At 32.1% G+C, this 19,449-nt stretch carries 14 protein-coding genes; 9 read left to right on the top strand and 5 right to left on the bottom strand.

Annotated elements, in window-relative coordinates; translation table 11 throughout:
* The first annotated feature begins 6 nt into the window (after nt 1-6).
* The 7 genes from psmB (at nt 7) to QZ143_RS03630 (ending at nt 12,155) form a co-directional block, all read left to right on the top strand.
* The gene (gene psmB, locus QZ143_RS03660; protein WP_292609577.1) at nt 7-621 is read left to right on the top strand and encodes an archaeal proteasome endopeptidase complex subunit beta; all 615 of its coding nucleotides are present in this window, start codon (nt 7-9) and stop codon (nt 619-621) included.
* Between the two features lie 129 nt (nt 622-750).
* Nucleotides 751-2,664 (top strand): beta-CASP ribonuclease aCPSF1, encoded by a 1,914-nt coding sequence (locus QZ143_RS03655; protein ID WP_292609575.1) that lies wholly within the window; start codon nt 751-753, stop codon nt 2,662-2,664.
* 117 nt (nt 2,665-2,781) lie between these two features.
* Complete coding sequence (gene purM, locus QZ143_RS03650; RefSeq protein ID WP_292881325.1) at nt 2,782-3,801, top strand: phosphoribosylformylglycinamidine cyclo-ligase; 1,020 nt, start codon at nt 2,782-2,784, stop codon at nt 3,799-3,801.
* A gap of 27 nt (nt 3,802-3,828) precedes the next feature.
* Entirely contained in the window at nt 3,829-4,857 is a 1,029-nt protein-coding gene (comC, locus tag QZ143_RS03645) for an L-sulfolactate dehydrogenase (protein ID WP_292609571.1), read from the top strand.
* Nucleotides 4,858-5,019: 162 nt separating this feature from the next.
* Entirely contained in the window at nt 5,020-7,095 is a 2,076-nt protein-coding gene (locus tag QZ143_RS03640) for a right-handed parallel beta-helix repeat-containing protein (protein ID WP_292881322.1), read from the top strand.
* A gap of 39 nt (nt 7,096-7,134) precedes the next feature.
* Nucleotides 7,135-9,150, top strand: a complete 2,016-nt coding sequence (locus tag QZ143_RS03635; protein WP_292881319.1) for a right-handed parallel beta-helix repeat-containing protein — start codon at nt 7,135-7,137, stop codon at nt 9,148-9,150.
* 212 nt (nt 9,151-9,362) lie between these two features.
* A complete protein-coding gene (locus QZ143_RS03630; RefSeq protein WP_292881316.1) occupies nt 9,363-12,155 on the top strand; it encodes a hypothetical protein in 2,793 nt (930 codons plus the stop codon).
* Between the two features lie 23 nt (nt 12,156-12,178).
* Here the strand turns inward: QZ143_RS03630 and QZ143_RS03625 are convergent, their stop codons facing one another.
* The 5 genes from QZ143_RS03625 to QZ143_RS03605 are packed head-to-tail and all read right to left on the bottom strand — an operon-like array spanning nt 12,179 to nt 17,287.
* Nucleotides 12,179-13,969, bottom strand: a complete 1,791-nt coding sequence (locus QZ143_RS03625) for a DNA-directed DNA polymerase (RefSeq protein ID WP_292881313.1) — start codon at nt 13,967-13,969, stop codon at nt 12,179-12,181.
* Nucleotides 13,970-14,992, bottom strand: a complete 1,023-nt coding sequence (locus QZ143_RS03620; protein ID WP_292881310.1) for an AI-2E family transporter — start codon at nt 14,990-14,992, stop codon at nt 13,970-13,972.
* 15 nt (nt 14,993-15,007) lie between these two features.
* Nucleotides 15,008-15,808: a dihydroorotate dehydrogenase electron transfer subunit gene (locus tag QZ143_RS03615; protein WP_292881307.1), complete on the bottom strand. Its 801-nt coding sequence runs from the start codon at nt 15,806-15,808 to the stop codon at nt 15,008-15,010.
* A gap of 3 nt (nt 15,809-15,811) precedes the next feature.
* On the bottom strand, nt 15,812-16,723 hold the full coding sequence (locus QZ143_RS03610) for a dihydroorotate dehydrogenase (RefSeq protein WP_292881304.1): 912 nt from the start codon (nt 16,721-16,723) through the stop codon (nt 15,812-15,814).
* Between the two features lie 24 nt (nt 16,724-16,747).
* Nucleotides 16,748-17,287, bottom strand: a complete 540-nt coding sequence (locus QZ143_RS03605; protein ID WP_292881301.1) for a glycosyl transferase — start codon at nt 17,285-17,287, stop codon at nt 16,748-16,750.
* A gap of 112 nt (nt 17,288-17,399) precedes the next feature.
* Between QZ143_RS03605 and QZ143_RS03600 the strand changes: the two genes are divergently transcribed.
* Together QZ143_RS03600 and QZ143_RS03595 are read left to right on the top strand one after the other, a co-directional pair.
* The gene (locus QZ143_RS03600) at nt 17,400-18,551 is read left to right on the top strand and encodes an ATP-binding protein (RefSeq protein WP_292881298.1); all 1,152 of its coding nucleotides are present in this window, start codon (nt 17,400-17,402) and stop codon (nt 18,549-18,551) included.
* Between the two features lie 3 nt (nt 18,552-18,554).
* A complete protein-coding gene (locus QZ143_RS03595; RefSeq protein WP_292881295.1) occupies nt 18,555-19,196 on the top strand; it encodes a fibrillarin-like rRNA/tRNA 2'-O-methyltransferase in 642 nt (213 codons plus the stop codon).
* The last annotated feature ends 253 nt before the right edge of the window (nt 19,197-19,449 follow it).

The raw sequence follows: 19,449 nt of genomic DNA, 5'->3' as shown, positions 1-19,449 counted from the left end.
ATTTAAATGGATGATAAAATATTAGAAGGTACAACAACCGTCGGAATTACTTGTAAAGATGGAGTTGTATTTGCAAGCGAAAGAAGAGCTAGTATGGGAAACTTAGTAGCTCATAAAGTCGCAGAAAAAATATTTAAAATTGATGATCATATTGTAACTACCATTGCTGGTTCAGTGGGAGATGCACAAAGTTTAATGAAAGTTATTGAAGCAGAAGTTTCTCTTTACCAAATGAGAAACAACGATGCAATCAGTGTTAAAGCTGCCGCATCATTAACTGCAAACATATTACGTTCAGGACCAATGTATGTTCAAACATTACTTGGTGGAATGGACGCAGACAAACCATCTCTTTATTCATTAGACCCAGCTGGTGGAATGATAGAAGACACTTATATCTCAACTGGATCAGGTTCTATCGTTGCATACGGAGTTCTTGAAGACAGATATAGAGATGATTTAACAACCGATGAAGGAATTGAAATAGCTATAAGAGCTATTAGAGCTGCTGCTGAACGTGACACATTTTCCGGAAACGGATATTTAGTTGCAAAAGTAGACAAAGACGGCTTTGAAATGTTAGATGATGAAAAAATTAATGAGATTCTAGAAAAAATATAAGTAAGCTAATTTTTCATAACTAACTATTTTTTTATATAATAGTGTAGATAGTTTATGAAATTTAACTAATTATAGCTTAAAGCTTTTCATAAACTATTATACTACACCAACTTTTTTTGAAGGGATTATATGACTTCAGATATTTTAGAAGATATTAAAAAAGAGATTTTAGAAAAGCTACCAAAAGAGATTCAAGTTTCCAAAGTGGAATTTGAAGGTCCGGAAGTAGTAGTTTATACTAAAAATCCAGAAATTATAACTGAAAATGGCGATCTTATAAGATCACTTGCAAAAGAACTTAGAAAAAGAATTATTATACGATCCGACAAGTGCGCATTACTTGAACCTGAAGAAACCATTAATAAAATTCATGAAATCGTACCGGAAGGAGCTGAAATTACTGACATTTATTTTGATACCGTAACTGGAGAAGTAGTTATTACTGCGAAAAAACCAGGATTGGTTATTGGAAAATATGGAGTAACATCCAGAAACATTGTTAAAAACACTGGATGGGCACCTAAAATCTTAAGAACCCCTCCAATCAGTTCAGATATTATTGGAAAAATTAGAACCATCCAAAAAAATAGTAGTAAAGATAGAAAAAAAATGTTACAACGTCTTGGACGCCAAATCCACCAAGGAACTAAACATCCAAATGATTGGGCCAGAGTTACTTCAATGGGAGGATTTAAAGAAGTAGGACGTTCATCAATGTTATTGCAAACACCAAACAGCCGTGTTTTATTGGACTGTGGTGTTAATGTTGCAGCATCAGACAATAAAAATGCATTCCCTTATTTGAATGCGCCAGAATTTTCAATTGAAGAATTAGATGCTGTCATCATATCTCACGCTCACTTAGATCACTGTGGATTTGTACCATACCTTTACCATTATGGATATGAAGGGCCAGTTTACTGTACAACCCCAACCAGAGATTTAACTACACTTTTACAATTCGACCACTTAGATATAGCTCACAGAGAAGGAAATCCTCTCCCATTTACATCAAAACATGTAAAACAAGCTATTAAAAATACAATTACACTAGATTATGGAGAAGTAACTGACATTTCTCCAGACATAAGATTGACATTGCACAATGCAGGACATATTTTAGGTTCAGCAATATCCCATATGCACATTGGAGATGGAGCTCACAATTTAGTATATACTGGAGATTTTAAATATGAACCTTCAAGATTACTTGAACCTGCAACAATCAGATTCCCACGTGCTGAAACAGTAATTATGGAAAGTACATATGGTGGAAAAGAAGATGTACAACCTTCCAGGAACAATGCTGAAAAAGAAATGATGAAAACCATCTATAAAACACTAAAACGTGGAGGAAAAGTATTGGTTCCAGTATTTGCTGTGGGAAGAGCACAAGAACTTATGGTTGTTTTGGAAGAATACATGAGACATGGTTTAATCGAAGAAGTACCTATCTACATTGACGGTATGATTTGGGAAGCAACAGCAATCCACACTGCAAGACCTGAATACTTAAGTAAAGACTTAAGAGACCAAATCTTCCATATGGGAAGAAATCCATTTGTCTCAGATATGTTTGAAAAGGTCCAAAATCGTGACCAAAGAAAAGAGATTGTCGAAAGCAAACAGCCTGCTATCATCTTATCCACTTCAGGTATGTTGACCGGTGGAAACTCTGTAGAATACTTCAAATGGTTATGCGAAGATGAGAAAAACACATTAATCTTTGTAGGATACCAATCTGAAGGATCAATGGGTAGAAGAGTTCAAAAAGGATGGAAAGAAATTCCATTAGAAGATGATGATGGTAGAACAAGACAATTCTGCGTAAAAATGCAAATAAAAACTATTAATGGATTTAGTGGACATTCTAACAGAAGACAATTAATGGAATATGTAAAAAGACTTAATCCAAGACCTGATAAAGTCATTACATGCCACGGAGACCCATACAAAGCTGTGGATTTGGCATCTTCAATTCATAGAAGTTATAAAATTGAAACTAAAACTCCGATTAATTTAGACAGTGTTAGAATACAATAATTAAAAAACAATTAAATACTTAATAAAACAAATTATATTGTGTAAAAATATTGTAAACACAATATTATTTTATTTCTTTTTAAAAAAATTAAACAAATAAAGCTTATAGGTGTAAAAATGGTTACTTATTCAGAATCCGGTGTTGATATAGACCTTGAAGCTGTTACTGTATCAAAGTTAGCAGATAAACTCAAATCAACATTATCATGTAGAGATATCATCACTGACAGCGGTCATTATGCGGCTTTAGTAAAATTAGGAGATAAAGCTATTGCAATGAGTACTGACGGTGTTGGAAGTAAAATTTTAATTGCAGAAATGATGAATAAATACGATACTGTTGGTATAGACTGTATTGCCATGGTCGTTAATGATATACTTTGTGTAGGTGCAGAACCTATTGCATTAGTGGATTATCTTGCTGTTGAAAAACCAGACCCTGAAAGAGCTAGTGAAATTGCTGAAGGCCTTGTTAAAGGTGCTGAAGAATCAAAAATTGCAATTATAGGTGGTGAAACTGCTTCACTTCCAGGAATTATTAAAGATTTCGATTTAGCAGGTACTGGGATTGGTTTCGTAGATATCGATAAAATCATTACTGGTGAAAATATAGAACCTGGAAATGTATTGATTGGTATTGAAAGTAACGGAATCCATTCCAATGGATACAGTTTAGCAAGAAAAGCATTGTTTGATGATGCAGGTTTTACTGTTAACGACAAAATGCCAAACGGAAATACAACTATCGGTGAAGAATTAATCAGACCAACTGAATTGTATGTTAAACCTATTGTAGCATTATTTGAAAAAGAATATAATATTAACGGACTTGCACATATTACCGGAGGAGGATTTACAAATCTCAGACGTTTGAAAAAAGGTGTCGGATATGATATTAATGACCTTCCGGAAGTTCCTGAAATATTCAAATTAATCTATGAACAAAACGTAGACATCAAAGAAATGTATAAAGTATTTAACATGGGTATCGGTTTTGTTGTAATCGCTGAAGAAAACGAAGCTGAAAAAATAATGAGTACTTTGAAAGAATACTGCAATTGCCAAATTATTGGTAAAGTAACAGACGATGAAAAAATTACTGTAAAAGCTTTTGAAGGATCTGAAATTGAATACTGATTTGATAAATAATTAAGAGGTGTGTGAATGAAGATAATGAAAGATAAAGAAATAGCTCTTGTAAAAGAAATATTAAAAAAATTAGGAGCTAGTGAAGAAGACAGTGAATTTGTAGCTGAAGCAACAATTGATGCAGATTTAAAAGGATTTACATCACATGGGCTTGGAAGATTTCCACAGTACTTAATTAGTATCGAAGCAGGAACAATAAACCTAAAAGATGACATTGAGATTGAAAAAGAAACACCAGCAATTGCTTTAATAAATGGTAATAGTGGTTTTGGACAAGCTGTATCATATAAAGCTATGCAAATAGCTATTAAAAAAGCTAAAGAAGTAGGAATCGGATGTGTTGGTGTCCACAATACAAATCACTTCGGTGTTACTGGATTTTATTCTGATTTAGCATTAAGGGAAAACTGTATCGGATTGGTTCTTGCAAATACTGATCCTGCTATAGCACCATTAGGAGGAAGCCAAGCTTTAATTGGTACCAACCCTATTGCATTAGGTATCCCTTCAGAAACATACATTACTGTAGACATGGCAACTTCAGTTACTGCTCGTGGAAAAATCATTGAATCAAAAAGAAAAGGTCTGGACTTGCCTGACGGATGGGCATTAGACAAAGATGGAAATCCAACTAACGACCCTGAAGCAGCACTTGAAGGATCAATTTTACCATTTGGTGGATTTAAAGGATATGCATTATCATTATTAATTGAAATTTTAACTGGACCATTAGTACAAGCAGGATACGGACTTGGAGTTAGCGGTACAGCTTCACCAACCAAAGATTGTACAAAAGGAGACTTATATGTTGTAATTGATCCATCCAAATTTGGAGACTTTGGAGAATTTGTTGCAAATACCGAAGACTTTGTCTCACAAGTCAGAGCTACTGGTGAAACTGTTGCAATTCCAGGCGATTTGGAAGTAAAAAGAATTGCTGATGCCGAAGCTAATGGTGTAGCAATCGATGAAAAATTATACGAACAATTAAAAGGAATCTGTGATGATTTAGATATAGACATAGATTCCTATATCGAAGAATAATTATTATTCTTCAAATTCTTTTTTTTTAAAAAATTTTAAAGCATTCCTCGCAATTTGGCGAGTGAATGAAAGTTTATGCTTTATATGAAACTTTTAAATAGATTCCATTAGAAAAATATGATATATTCAATATATTTTATATTTTTAAAGGTGGAAACTAATATGAAAAAAATATTACTAATATTTTTGATTATGATAATAAGTGTTTGTGCCTTTTCTAATGTGAGTGCAGCAGATGCTTCTGACATTATCTCATCTGACAATACTAGCACTATAGAAACGCAATCACTAGAAGAAACAATGACAGAAGAGCAAATTGCAGATAATCAAGATAATGCTCATAATTTAAAGTCTGGAGAAGATGAATATAGGAATATTCAACGTGAAATTGATGCTGCCGAGGAATATTCCACAATTACTCTCAATGGAAATTATACATGCGATTACCTAATTAATGTTAATAAACCAGTTAAAATCGTCGGATCAGATGACGGTGCTGTTATAACATTCAATACAAGCAAAGATTATAGTTCCCCATTTTTTAATATCAATGCTTCAAACGTTGAATTAAATAATATAAAATTTGTTAACGGCATATTCTTATGGGGAGGTGCTGTATATTGGGAAGGCGATAACGGTACCATAGCAAACTGTGAATTTATAGATAATTCCGCAATAAGAGAGAATGCTATTGGCGGTGCACTTCTCATTTTAGGCAATAACTGTAAAATAGAGAATAGTATTTTTACAAACAATCATGCGGCTATGCATGGAGGTGCTATTCTTTTGAATGGTAGTGCTTGCACCATAACAAATTGTGAATTCAACGACAACATGGCAAATGGTGAAAAAAGTCATGGGGGAGCAATAGCATTATGGGCAGATAACAGCATTATAAGCCATTGTAAATTCACAAACAACCATTGTACTGATTACGGAGGTGCAATTTCTGTACTTAAACAAAACAATACTATTGAATACTGTGAATTTTACAACAACTACATTACAAATAAATTAGATGAAAATGAAACTCAGGGAGGCGGTGCAATTTTCAGTGCTGATTCCGACGGTTTAACAGTTGACAATTGTACATTCATAGGAAATCAAGCACTTGAAGCATATGGAGGTGCTATAAGTTTATACATCAATAATACCGTGAGAAAATCTTTCTTTAAAGACAATATGGCTAGGTTAGGTAATGATTTAATGTATTCTTCATATGATATCATGTTTAATCATTTTGTGCTTGATTATGATGAGATTATTGCAGATGCAGTTCCTGGAATCCCTTATTTCGAGTTATTGAGATTAAATAATACAATTGAACGTGTGAAAGTAAATTCCAGTGTTATTTTTTCTCCAGGACTTATTTTTGAATACGGATCATCAGGTTCCATTTATGTAAATGTCAGTGGAGGAAAAATCGAACTTGAAAATATTCATGTTTTAAATCATGACGAAGCTAAAATTACTTATTCAAACAATGTTTTAACAATTTCCAATTTAGATGTTGGAAACTATACCCTTAGAGTTACTACAACACCGGATGAGAATCATACTGCTGTTGATGGAGATTTAAATTTCACAGTTAAACAAGCAACTGCAGTCATTAAAGCATCCAAATTAACTGTTGCCCTTAAAAGTGCAGGTGTTTGGACAATTACATTGGTTGACTCAGGGAATAATAAAGGCATTCCAAACATGAGACTTACATTAAAAGTATTCACAGGTAAGAAATATAAAACAGTATCAGTAACTACAAATTCAAAAGGAGTGGCATCATATAAAACCAAAGATCTGACTTCCGGCACTCACAAAATCGAGGTAAGCGCAACCCATAGCGGTTATAAATTTAACACATTAACTTCATCCATTACAGTTGTAAAACAAACCCCATTGAAATTTAAATTACAACAAAGGACAAATGGAAAAAGTGGGTCACTGCTTTCTTATTTAGTATCCAATAAAAATACAAATAAAGGAATCAACGGAGTTAAAATTAAGGTTTTAATATATACCGGCAAAAAATACAAAACATATACTTTAACCACTAAAAAACTCAAAGGCAAAAAGAAATCCTATAATGGTGCTATCGGTTTTGCAACAAACAGTTTTTCAGCAGGAAAACATAAAGTTGTATTCATGCCTGAAAACATCAAATATAAAGGAACAATTACAACTTCAATTACAATCCAGAAAAGCGCTACAAAAGGAATTAAATTTTTCCGTAAGATTTAAGGAACTTATCCTTAATTTTTCTTTTTAAGGAGGAAAAAAATGAATAAAAAAATATTACTGATACTTATATTGTTAAGTATTTTTACTGTTTCAAATGTAAGTGCTGGGAATGATTCGAATATTTCGCCGGACAATTTAACAATTATTGAAACACAAGTAACAGAAGAACTGGATGTTAATGAACCAAACACACATTACATTACTCCCGAAAGCAATATTCAAGATACAATTGACCAAGCAGTAGAAGGAGACACAATTGTTCTTAACGGTACTTTTGAACTAAAAAATACAATCAATATTGATAAAACACTAAACATCCGTGGTGACGGCAATGGTGCCACAATCAAACCAACTGAAACTACTTTTAAAGATTTAAGATTATTTAATATTAAAAACACGGCATCTAATGTTATTTTAAGTAATTTAAAATTATATGGTGGTAAAGAAAATTATGGTGCCGCAATTCTTTGGGAAGGTAATGCGGGAACCCTAAATAATTGTGAGATTATTCAAAATACTGCTAAAGAAAGCGGAACTATATTATTAAAAGGAAACAACTGTAAAATAACTGATTCTACTTTTAAAACTAATAAAGCACAAATTGCTGGTGCAATATTAATAGAAGGAGACGACTGCCAAATAGTAAATTGTTCATTCAATGAAAATTCAGCATACAAATATGGTGGAGCAATATTAATTGAATCCAACAATTGTCTCATAACTGAGTGTACATTCAACAATAACTTTGCATCACAAGGTGGAGGAGCAATTGTCTTGAAAGGCAAGGGAAATACAATTTCCAATAGTAAATTTGACCAGAACTATCTTAGAAATTATGAAAATGGATCTGATATTACTGGTGGAGGAGCCATATTCAGCAGCTGTGAAAATACAGAAATTGATAACTGTAATTTCAATGGAAATAATGCATTAAATTTAAACGGAGGCGCAATTAGTTTAGTTGGATACGGATTTATTAGAAATTCAAGTTTTAAAGATAATGATGCATTATTTGGAAATGCAATATACTGTAATTCATCTTCAACCATAATCTCAAATTATTTTGCTATCAAATACAATGAAAGCAAAGAGGATGCATTGAATATTTCTGAAAAAACTTATGAAAGAGAAAACATTTTCAATAAGACCAAAATATCATCCAGTGTTGATTTTACCGCAAGTATGATTTTTGAATATGGTGCATCAGGCTCAGTTCAAGTTATTGTTGATGGAGGAACTGTTCAAAAAGAAAATATTCGAGTTTTAAATCATAAAGAAGCCAAAATTACTTTTTCAAAAAGTATATTGACAATATCCGGTTTGGGAGTTGGGAATTATATTCTTAGAGTTACTACAACCCCTGATGAAAACCACACTGCAATTGATAAGGATTTAAATATAACTGTTAAAAAAGCGGTTGCAGTAATTTCAGCATCCAAATTAACAGTTGCACTTAAAAGTTCTAGCATATGGTCCATAAAAATCATTAATTCCAAAACCAACAAACCTATACCAAAAATGAAACTCACCCTAAAAGTTTACACTGGAAAAAAATATAAAACTACAACAGTAACTACAAACTCAAAAGGTGTAGCTTCATACAAAACTAAAAGTTTGGGTGCAGGAACCCATAAAATTGTGGTAAGCGGAACACATAGCGGATATAAATTCAATACATTAACATCTTCAATTAAAGTAATTAAACAAACTGCTTTGAAATTTAAATTGCAAGCCAGGACCTCAGATAATAATGGTGCGATACTTTCCTACATTGTTTCAAATAAAAAGACCAATAAGGGTATTAATGGAGTTAAGATTAAATTCTTAATTTACACCGGTAAAAAATATAAAACATTTGTATTGAAAACCAAAAAGATTAAAGGCAGTACAAAGATTTATAATGGAGCAATCGGTTTTGCAACTAATGAGTTTTCAGCAGGAACACATAAAGTTAAAATATTACCATACGATTTGAAATATAAAGGATCTGCAACAAGTTCTATTGTGATTAAGAAAAGTGCTACCAAAGGACTCAAATTCTTCCGTAGCATATAATGTTGATGATTTTTATTTTTCAAATTATTTTATTTTTTTTTGAATGAAATTTTTCACAATCCATACAATTGTATAACATACAAAACAAAAATTAGCATATATAAATGGAAGAAAAGTATAAATGTTAAATCATACTAATATTAATAGTACTGAAAATCTATACACTTTTTTTAATAAAATATGATTTTCTTTTAAAAGGAGGATAAAAAGTTATGAAACTTAAAAACTCTTATATCTTATTAATAGCAATGGCTTTATTCCTATTAGTAAGTATCGGATCTGCATGTGCAGCAGACACTGGCACATCAGATGCAGGTATCTTAACAGACGATAGTTCTAGTGCAACTTTAAGTGAAGATACCGATGAGAAAATAGAAACTACAGTAGTGTCCGAAGATGTGAAAGTTAGTGAAAAGGACCCTGTAGAGATTCCAGTAGCTGTAAAAGATAATGAAAGCAAGGAAATAAATATTGCAAAAGAAAATATTACAGTTAAAGAAGGAAATACAACAATAAATTTCAATTATAATAATTCAAAAATAAACATTGCCGATAAACTAAGTTTAGGTAATCATAGTTTAAATATTACTTATTTAGGAAATGTTATTTACAAAAATTCCACAACAAAAATATTATTATCTATTTTTGGAGACAAAACATTAGATATACCATCAGTCGTTACCAGTGATGGTGTAAACATTGAAATACCAATCACAATTTCCGATGGAGTAAGCAAATATAAACCAAATAAAGATAGCTTAACATTGAATATAACCTACACCGGTGACGATGGGAATAAAACATCAAAAATAATTGATGATTTTACTATAGAAGATAATACAATCAGATTCGCATTAGATAACCTTAATTATATTGGCGCTACAATTAATGTGAATTCTACTGAAACAAAGAACTCTAAAAATGCAATCATCAAATATTCAAGTGAAATTAATGCAAATAACGTTACTGTTCGTGAAGAGGAAGCTAAAAAAATCGCTGTAACTGTTGAAAGTATCAATAAGATATTAAATATTACTTCAAATGATTTAAAAGTAACTGAAGGCACTAAAGATCTTAAATTTACTTATGTCAACGAAACTATTACAATTACAGATTCCCTCGCAAGAGGAAAACATGAGATAACTATCAAATATCTCGGTAACAACACAATCAATGAAGCTTCTAAAAATATAGCAGTAAATGTTTATGGAAATCTTACTATTGAAGTAAACCCAACCACATTAAATATTAACTCCACTAAAAAAGGAGAAGTTGAAGTTAATATCACTAACGGTGTTAACAATACTGCATTTACTGTTGATGACATTACATTAAATGCAACTACTAAAATTGGAAATAGCACTGTTGCAGTTAAAGTGAAAAGCTTTGATGTTGTTAATGGAAAAGTTATCTTTGAACTTGAAGACGGTAATTTCACTTCAGCTAGTTTAACAATTACATACAAAGATGGACCTTCAAAGATTATTACTTTAAATAGAATTTATAATGTAAAAATTGAAGTGCTTGTCAATGAAAACGAATATCAAAATGGTGAATTTAAATTTAAATTAGTCGATATTGATGACAATGCTCTTTCCCTTGAAGGTAAAACTTTAAGTTTAACCACAACAGGAAATATCAGAGCAGGATTCAGTGCAAAAGCTGATAATGAAAGTATTGTTTCATTCAAAACAATTAACCTTTATGAATTTAGTCAAAACTCCACTACATTTGAAATGAACAAATTAGATGTTGGAAAACATCTTGTGGAGTTATCCACCGCTGATAATATCAAATCTTCAAAAGTTAACACAAATTTAACAATTACCAAAGCAAATATCAATATTAAAATTGAAAACTTTAAAGAAGAATATGGAACTAATAAAAATGTAACAATCACAGTTACCAGTAAAAAAGATGGATCTGCTGTTCCAGGCATTATCCTTCATTTAAACATGCCACAGACTACTGCTAAAGATTATTACTTCCAAACTGATTCAAACGGACAAAGTAAAATATCTGTTGCAAGTTTAGTTGCTGGAGATTACGATGTTACTGTAAACAACAATGACACCAAAAACATCAATAATGCAAAAGCCAGCGGTAAAATTACAATCACTAAAAAAGCTGCTGTAATCAGCACAAAGAGCATAACCATGTATTACAATACTGGAAAGACAGCAACTATTAAAGTTACCGATAAAAAAACTGGTAAAGCATTATCAGGTGCAATCGTACTTGTAAGATTATATACTGGATCAAAATCCCAAAACTACCTTTTCCAAACAAACAGTAAAGGACAAGTATCATTTTCCGCATCATTATCTGTTGGAAAACACAAAATGGTTGTTTCTACTACTTATGATCCTAGATATAATGCTGCTAAAGTAACTAAATATATTACTGTTAAAAAAGCTACTGCAAAACTTAAAGCACCAAAATTGACCACATATTATAAAGGTAATAAATATTTCACTGTAACTTTAACAAATTCAAAAAATAACAAAGCGATTTATGACGCTAAAGTAAATATTAAGGTTTTTGTTTCAGCAAATAGATATTACAACTATAACGGACATACTGGTGCAAACGGTCAAATTAGACTTTCACTTGACAATTTAAAACCAGGAACTTACAATGTTATTGTTGAAAAAGGAGAATCCAAAAACTATACTGCAGCAAAAATTTCATCAAAAATTGTTATTAAAAAAGCTCCAACTAAATTAACTCCTAAAAAATTAACAGCTAAAAAAGGAGCGAAAAAATACTTCCAAGTTACTGTTAAAAACACAAAAACCAAAAAAGTAATCAAAGGAGTTAAATTAACCCTTAAAGTTTACACAGGTAAAAAATATAAAACTTACACTGTGAAATCCAATTCTAAAGGAATTGCAAAACTTAATGTAAAATCATTAACAGTTGGAATTCATAAAGTTGTAGTGGAATCAGCAAACAAATATTGTGTTGCAAAAGCTAAAACATCCACAATTAAAATAACAAAATAAAATTTAAAGAGAATTAATTTCTCTTACTTTTTTTCTTTTTTATATTTGGCATAAAAACCATCAGTATCTGCATATATTGCATAAAAACCATATTCTTCTGCTTTTTTAATTGATGATTTTATGTATTGCCTTCCCCATGAAGTAATGGCTTTTGCACATTCAAAAGAATACCATCTGAATCTAGGGAAACCATAAATACCATACATTGTATTAGCCAATCTTTTAATGGCCTGTTGCTGAACATCCAATGCCTTTTTTTGTTGCAAATCATCTGATGCCTTCATCTCACGTTTAATTCTGAATCTTTCCTGCAATATTTTATCAATAACTGATGGAATAAAACCTTGAGGGCTTTTTTTGAATTTTAAACCATGTTCAGGAGAAATATTATAATCATCTTCATTTTCAACATCCCCAAGAACCATTACATCAGGAGATATATTTTTTGAAATGATGATACTTGGATACAGGCTTCTAAAATCGAATTGAACCAGATTCTCATGAAGTCCTGTTTCAGGTTCCCTTACATATCCACCTTCATTGTCTTCAGCATTTGCACGGTCGGCAAAATTAGCTCCCTGTTTGTTAGGAACAACTTCATTATCAAAATAAGCCTGTTTGACTAAAAACCATTCAGCTTGTTGACCTGTAGCCATACGACTAACGTCAAACAAAGGCTGACCAATAATACGAGTAAGTTCTAAATTAAGAGGCAAAGTTTGTTCTGCTATCTTCAAAGTGGAAACAACATCATCGAGAGAATAGTCAAACAGATTGTCCAATTCTTCACCGCCATTGTCCCAAAATTCCCAAATTCTCTCACCAGGAACATCAATCTTTTCTTCACCAAACAATTCATAATAAACTCGTTCCAATGTATATCTCTCAAGGGACATGTACCTTCTCATAACCAGATACAAATCTACATGAATCAGCCCTTTAAGAGATGCTGCATTAGCATAACCTCTTCGAATATATTTGACTTCAGATTCATCCATTCCAATATCCAAATCAACATCCAAAATCTTTGCCCTGTCTTTAAGATATGGAAAATCAAAATTATCAGAGTTATACCCAACTATAATATCCACATTGTTTTTCTTAATAATATCTACAAATTCTTCAATCATCTCTTTTTCGGATTCAACCTGATTTACAAAATCATCCCTATCTTCTGAATTTGTTTTTGTGGAAATAACTTGATTAACACCGAAATTACTGGCCACACCAATCATAATAATTTCATCCTCTTCGGAATTAGGCATCCCATGAGGATTTCTTACTTCCAAATCAAAACTCAAAATTCTAAATTTCTGAGGATAATCCGGCACACGTTTCAGCTCTTCAGTAAGCTTGATTATTTGAATATCTTGCTTTTTAGAATCCAAATTCAAAAATGAATCTAATTCCTCCCCAATGGCTGTCACTTCAGTCATAGGGATAACATCCCTATCCATCAGATATCTTCTATAAAATGGAATATCAAATTCGCGAATTTGAACCACACTTTCAAGATCCCTTAGATTATCCCGATTTTTTGCAAGCTCCTGTGGATGTTCAAATGTGACCTTAACAAATTCTTTTTCAACTTGAAAGTCCTTTTTGATGACTTTTTCAATGGAAATTACATCCAAATTTTCCCTGATTTCTTCAATACCCTTATCAATATCATCACAGACAACATATAAATATGGTTCAAAAGTATCGTCCAATAAAATCACATTTTCGTCACCATTTTTTGAAAACAACCTGATGACAGGTTTATCCTCATAGGTTACATAATCAATATCAAGAATAACAACATTTTTTTCCATCTAATCATCACCAAGAAGATATTCATTCCTATAATTATCTAAAACGGCATATGTAATTCCCAAAACTAAAGGTCCTATAATAAATCCTACAATACCATATACCAACGGACCTGCCAGAAATCCAATCAGCAATATTAACGGGTGGATATCTGCATAATGACTTGATAAAGCAGGCCTAATATACATATCAACAGTGCTTAAGAAAAATCCAAAGAAAAGAACAATGACTGCTCTTACATAATTACCGGATGCCACATCTATAAAGAACAATGCCCAATATATTGGCCAAGGCCCAAATACAGGGATTAATTGAAGTATACCAGTCAATACACCTAAAAATATGCCAAATGGATATCCTAAAAGCGAATAGCCGATGCAACCAAAAATTCCAATAATGACAGAAGTTAAAAAGTGCCCATAAAAAATACTTTTCAACACATTCTCTATAGCTTTTATTGTATTGTCAAAGAAATCTTTGGAATCATCCGGAACAAAAGATCTGATAAAATCTAGACATTTATCCCCATCACGGACAAAATAAAATACAGAACAGACAAGTATAAATAAATCCAAGGTAATGTTTGCAAACTTGCTTACAAATTTAACGCTATAATTAAGAATATAACTTCCAACATTATTAATTACTGAGTCCAGATATGAATTAATAGAATTAATATCAACTCCCGCAGGCAAATATGCAGAAATTTGATACATTGCACTATTTACATTAGCATCAGGATTATTGGCTAAAATCCAAGTGACAAAAGTCGACAGCTCAAATATTATATAAGCCACAAGAAGTATCAAAGGTATTAGCACAATAACAATAGCAAGCAAAATAGAAATAGAAGAATATTTTAATTTGGATTGAATCTTATTCGCAATGGGCCTAATCCCATAAGCCAGAATAGCTCCCAGAAGCACCATATTTAAAACTGGAAATACAAACATTAAAGAAATTACAAGCAAAACTATTATGAATAGTATTGGCGTATTAAGATAGTCTTTAATGTTTAATCCCATATCAATCACTCACAGTTAGTATTTAACGCCTGAAGCGTCCCGTCTGTATTTAGCAAATTCATCAATCTTGTAAATTTTCTCATTTTCAAAAACAGGACCTTCCACGCAAATTCTCCAACCTTCACTGTCAACACAGCATTGCCCACATACTCCAAGAGCGCATTTCATATATCTTTCAAGAGAATACTGACCAGGTATTGATGCATCTTCAAGAATATCAAATATTCCTTTCATCATTATCTCAGGTCCGCAGACAAATGCATAATCATAAGTCCTACTTTTAAGCAAATCATTTAGGCAATCTGTAGCAAATCCTTTAAATCCAAAACTGCCATCATCAGTACAATGATGAACATTTGCACCTGTTTTTTCAAGAGAATCTGCAAACAGCAATTCATCTTTTGTTTGGGCTGCAACAATAACATCAACATTATTTCCCTTTTCGATTAAATCACGGGCTATCGCATTTATCGGAGCCATACCCACTCCACCACCAATAGCCACTATGTTTTTGCCCTCAAATGAATTATCAAAACCGTTACCATAACTTCCCCTTACACCTATTTCATCGCCGACTTTTAGATTGTGCAATTGGGAAGTGAACTCTCCAATATTTTTAACGCTAATTGCCAATTCATCATCATTAATTTGAGAAATGGACATTGGCTTTTCGTTTTTGAAGTTCCAAACCATTACAAATTCGCCAGGATTTGGATGCCCTAATTTATCCATATCCCAATTAAACTTAAAAGTTTTGATTGTAGGAGTTTCTTCAATAATTTCTGTTATTTCAACAATTTTCGGTTCGTTAATCATGTTTTACAACTCCCTATGTGCAAGACCTACCATCTCATCGATTGAAGAATATCCCTTTTCGGCCATAAACTTCTCCAATCCAATATTTATCTTTTTAAATACTTCAACACCCTCATCCATAATGGCAGTTCCTATTTGCACTGCTCTTGCACCGGCAAAGATAAATTCAACAACATCTTCAAAAGTGTAAATTCCACCAACACCAATTAATGGAATATCTACAGCCTCATAGACTGAATAAACATTACTGATTGCAATAGGCTTAATTGCACGACCACTCATTCCTCCAGATTTATGGAAGAGAACAGGACGGGCAACATCAATATTGATTTTCATTCCCGGACCCAAAGTGTTAATGAGAGATATTGCATCTGCACCTGCATCCTCACAGGTTTTTGCAATTTCAGTAATATCAGTGACGTTTGGTGTTAATTTTGCTATAATCGGAACATCACTTGCATCCTTTGCCGCCGATACAATAGTATGGCTTAAATTGCAATCCTGACCGATTGATGCACCGAAACCTTCCATTGCATGAGGACAAGAAATATTCAGTTCAATCATGTCCACATATTCCTGAACATCACTGACCAATGAAGAAAATTCATCCGGTGTAGCTCCATATATGGAAGCGATAACGACATTGTCTTTTCTTTCAATCCTTTTCAGTTCCTCTTTAAAATTCTCAACACCTGGATTTGAAAGCCCAATTGCATTTAAAATACCTCCTTCAACCGCAACGGTTGTCGGGTTGGGATAACCAGGATGAGGATTAAGTGAAAAAGATTTTGTAACGACTCCACCGGCACCTGATTTTAAAATCCAATTCATGGATGAAGCATTACTTCCCATAATGCCTGCAGCCAACATTAACGGATTTCTAAATTCCACTCCACAAATATCTGTTTTTAACATGGTATCATCTTTGTAATTAATTATTTAATTAGTTTTTGTTAATTTATCAATAATTTCTTGATATTTCTCATTTTGTAATTTTAAACTGATAACATTAGTTTTATTGGACTTTATGATTTCTTCTTTTGATTTAATTAGATTATCTATTTGTTCATCCTGTTTTTGGATTATCGCATCTTTTTGCTTTAATAAATCTTCATAAGTTTTTGATATCTTTTTAAGTTGGACTTCAAGGTTTTCAGTGTTTGAATTTAACTGCTTCTTGTAATCATCAATTAAGGACCTTAAATATTTTACCTGATCCTGCTTATCTTCAATGATTGATTCCTTTTCTTTAATTTTCTCAGCCAAATCATCCAATTCGTTAATTCTTGCCTTATCATAGTCAATTTTAGTATCCAATTTGTCTTCAAGGTTTTTCTTTTCATATTTAAGCTTGGTAGAATATAATTTCAATTTGTTGATTTCCTCATTTTTACTTTCAAGCTCCATCGACAACTCATCAATTTCGGCATTTTTTAGTTCCAACTCATATTTTAAATCATCTAAACTTTCTTGTGACATACATTTAATAGTTTAAATTTTATCCTAAAAAAATACTTGGATATCTTAAGATGAAAAAACTCACAATAACAATTGAAAATACTTATTAAAAATAAAATGAATAATTTACATTATGGAATGTTATATTACTTACAGTGTTAAAGGATTTTATGCGTTTAACAATGAAAATGAATTGATTGCGAAAAAATTATTTCAAGAAGATGAAATAGTCGCCAGATTAATTGACATTGATGATAAAAAGATTGTTGCTGAAGAAATGGAGATAATTGAAGAAGTTTCAAAAGACTACGACAAAATCATCATCGAATCAAATAAACGATTATCAGATTATTCCAATGAAAAAATAACTATACAAACCCCAAATCAAGCTGGAGAATATTTAAGAAATAATTTTGAAAAGTTCAATATGAATGATGAGGAAATTAGTGAAATTTATCAAAGATTGGCCATTTACAAAATTAAAAAGGAATCAGCCAGCGAGGACAAACACCTGATTCAAGCCATCAATTCCATTGATGAAATAGACGAAACAATTTCCAAATTAATCGAACGCATTAGGGAATGGTATGCATTATACTTTCCCGAAATGGACGTCATTAAAAATAATGAAACCTACATCAAATTAATATCACAAAACAAATCCAAAGAAAAAATTATGGAAGCCAAGCCGGATGCATTCCCAAATAATGTCATGGATTTGGAAGACGACATTAATCCCCAAGATTTGGAAATAATGAACAAATATGCAAATTCAATCTTTGAACTTCAAAAAACAAGAAAAGAAATTGAAGACTACATTGACATCAAAATGGACACAATTGCACCCAATTTGAAACTGATTGTTGGATCATCACTTGGTGCCAAGTTGATTTCACATGCAGGAGGGCTTAAACGTCTTGCAACATATCCATCAAGTACCGTTCAGATAATGGGTGCTGAAAAAGCATTGTTCAGACACCTGAAAAGTGGAGACAGACCTCCAAAATATGGTTTGATTTACCAACATCCGCAAGTAAGAGGTGCAAAATGGTGGAATCGCGGAAAAATTGCACGCATGCTTGCAGGTAAAATTTCTTTAGCTGTCAGAAGAGATGTTTTCACCAAAACTTTTGATGAAAATGCTTTTGAAGATTTTATCCAAAAAACGGAAGAAATTGAAAAGGACAATCCATTTCCAACAAAAACAACTAGGAAAAGAAAAGAAGAAAAGGGCAAATCAAGAAATAAGAAGCGAAAAAGTAAAAGAAGAAAAAGAAGGAGATAGCTTATGAATGTTTATTTTAAAGATGGAAATGTTGCAACAAAGAATTTAAATCCTGGAATTTCAGTTTACGGTGAAGAATTAATCAAAGAAGATGAAGAATACAGATTATGGAATCCAAGACGTTCAAAATTAGCAGCTGCTCTTTTAAATGGATTAAAAAATTTGGAGCTTCTAGACACTTCAAAAGTTCTATACTTAGGTGCGTCAACCGGAACAACAGTTTCACATATTTCAGATATCATAATCAATGGAAGAGTATATGCAGTTGAATTTTCACCAACAACAGCCAAAAAATTGGTTCGACTTTCACATCAGAGACTCAATATTGCTCCAATTTTAGGTGATGCAACCAAACCCAAAGGATATTTGAATCTAGTTGAAAAAAGTGACTTGGTATACTGTGATGTTGCCCAACCAACACAAAGCGAATTATTTATGAAAAATATGAATTTATTTGCAAAGGATGGTGGTGTTGGCCTTTTAATGATAAAAGCCAGAAGTATTGATGTAGTGCAAAAACCTAAAAAGATTTTTAAGGAACAGGAAAAGAAATTGAAAGAAAAAGGTTTTAAGATTGTCGAAAAAGTAAAATTGGAACCATATGAAAAAGACCATATTGCATTTTTAGTTGAAAAAAATTTTTAAGTAAAAACAGCAGAAAATCACTTGACAATGAGCTAAAAATATTAAGAATGACTAATTGAACCACCCCCTCCTATAGAGGATGGGGATTCCTGAATTATTTTCACTTAATAATGGTTAATTTAACTTTATTGTGCAAGAATTCTCCGGCTTCTTTAAGCAGGGGGATGAATTGCACATTTTAGTGGGTTAGTGTCTATATTTTTTTTATGTGGATGGGGTGGTGAGATTAGTTTTCAAATGCTCTCGGATAAAT

Source organism: Methanobrevibacter sp. UBA188 (assembly GCF_905234905.1).
Lineage (GTDB): Archaea > Methanobacteriota > Methanobacteria > Methanobacteriales > Methanobacteriaceae > Methanocatella.
This window is presented reverse-complemented; position numbering and strand designations above follow the sequence as displayed.

Excerpts from the sequence above, each read along its gene's own strand:
- psmB (WP_292609577.1), top strand. The coding sequence starts at position 7 with ATGGATGATAAAATATTAGAAGGTACAACAACCGTCGGAATTACTTGT.
- QZ143_RS03655 (WP_292609575.1), top strand. The coding sequence starts at position 751 with ATGACTTCAGATATTTTAGAAGATATTAAAAAAGAGATTTTAGAAAAG.
- purM (WP_292881325.1), top strand. The coding sequence starts at position 2,782 with ATGGTTACTTATTCAGAATCCGGTGTTGATATAGACCTTGAAGCTGTT.
- comC (WP_292609571.1), top strand. The coding sequence starts at position 3,829 with ATGAAGATAATGAAAGATAAAGAAATAGCTCTTGTAAAAGAAATATTA.
- QZ143_RS03640 (WP_292881322.1), top strand. The coding sequence starts at position 5,020 with ATGAAAAAAATATTACTAATATTTTTGATTATGATAATAAGTGTTTGT.
- QZ143_RS03635 (WP_292881319.1), top strand. The coding sequence starts at position 7,135 with ATGAATAAAAAAATATTACTGATACTTATATTGTTAAGTATTTTTACT.
- QZ143_RS03630 (WP_292881316.1), top strand. The coding sequence starts at position 9,363 with ATGAAACTTAAAAACTCTTATATCTTATTAATAGCAATGGCTTTATTC.
- QZ143_RS03625 (WP_292881313.1), bottom strand. The coding sequence starts at position 13,969 with ATGGAAAAAAATGTTGTTATTCTTGATATTGATTATGTAACCTATGAG.
- QZ143_RS03620 (WP_292881310.1), bottom strand. The coding sequence starts at position 14,992 with ATGGGATTAAACATTAAAGACTATCTTAATACGCCAATACTATTCATA.
- QZ143_RS03615 (WP_292881307.1), bottom strand. The coding sequence starts at position 15,808 with ATGATTAACGAACCGAAAATTGTTGAAATAACAGAAATTATTGAAGAA.
- QZ143_RS03610 (WP_292881304.1), bottom strand. The coding sequence starts at position 16,723 with ATGTTAAAAACAGATATTTGTGGAGTGGAATTTAGAAATCCGTTAATG.
- QZ143_RS03605 (WP_292881301.1), bottom strand. The coding sequence starts at position 17,287 with ATGTCACAAGAAAGTTTAGATGATTTAAAATATGAGTTGGAACTAAAA.
- QZ143_RS03600 (WP_292881298.1), top strand. The coding sequence starts at position 17,400 with ATGGAATGTTATATTACTTACAGTGTTAAAGGATTTTATGCGTTTAAC.
- QZ143_RS03595 (WP_292881295.1), top strand. The coding sequence starts at position 18,555 with ATGAATGTTTATTTTAAAGATGGAAATGTTGCAACAAAGAATTTAAAT.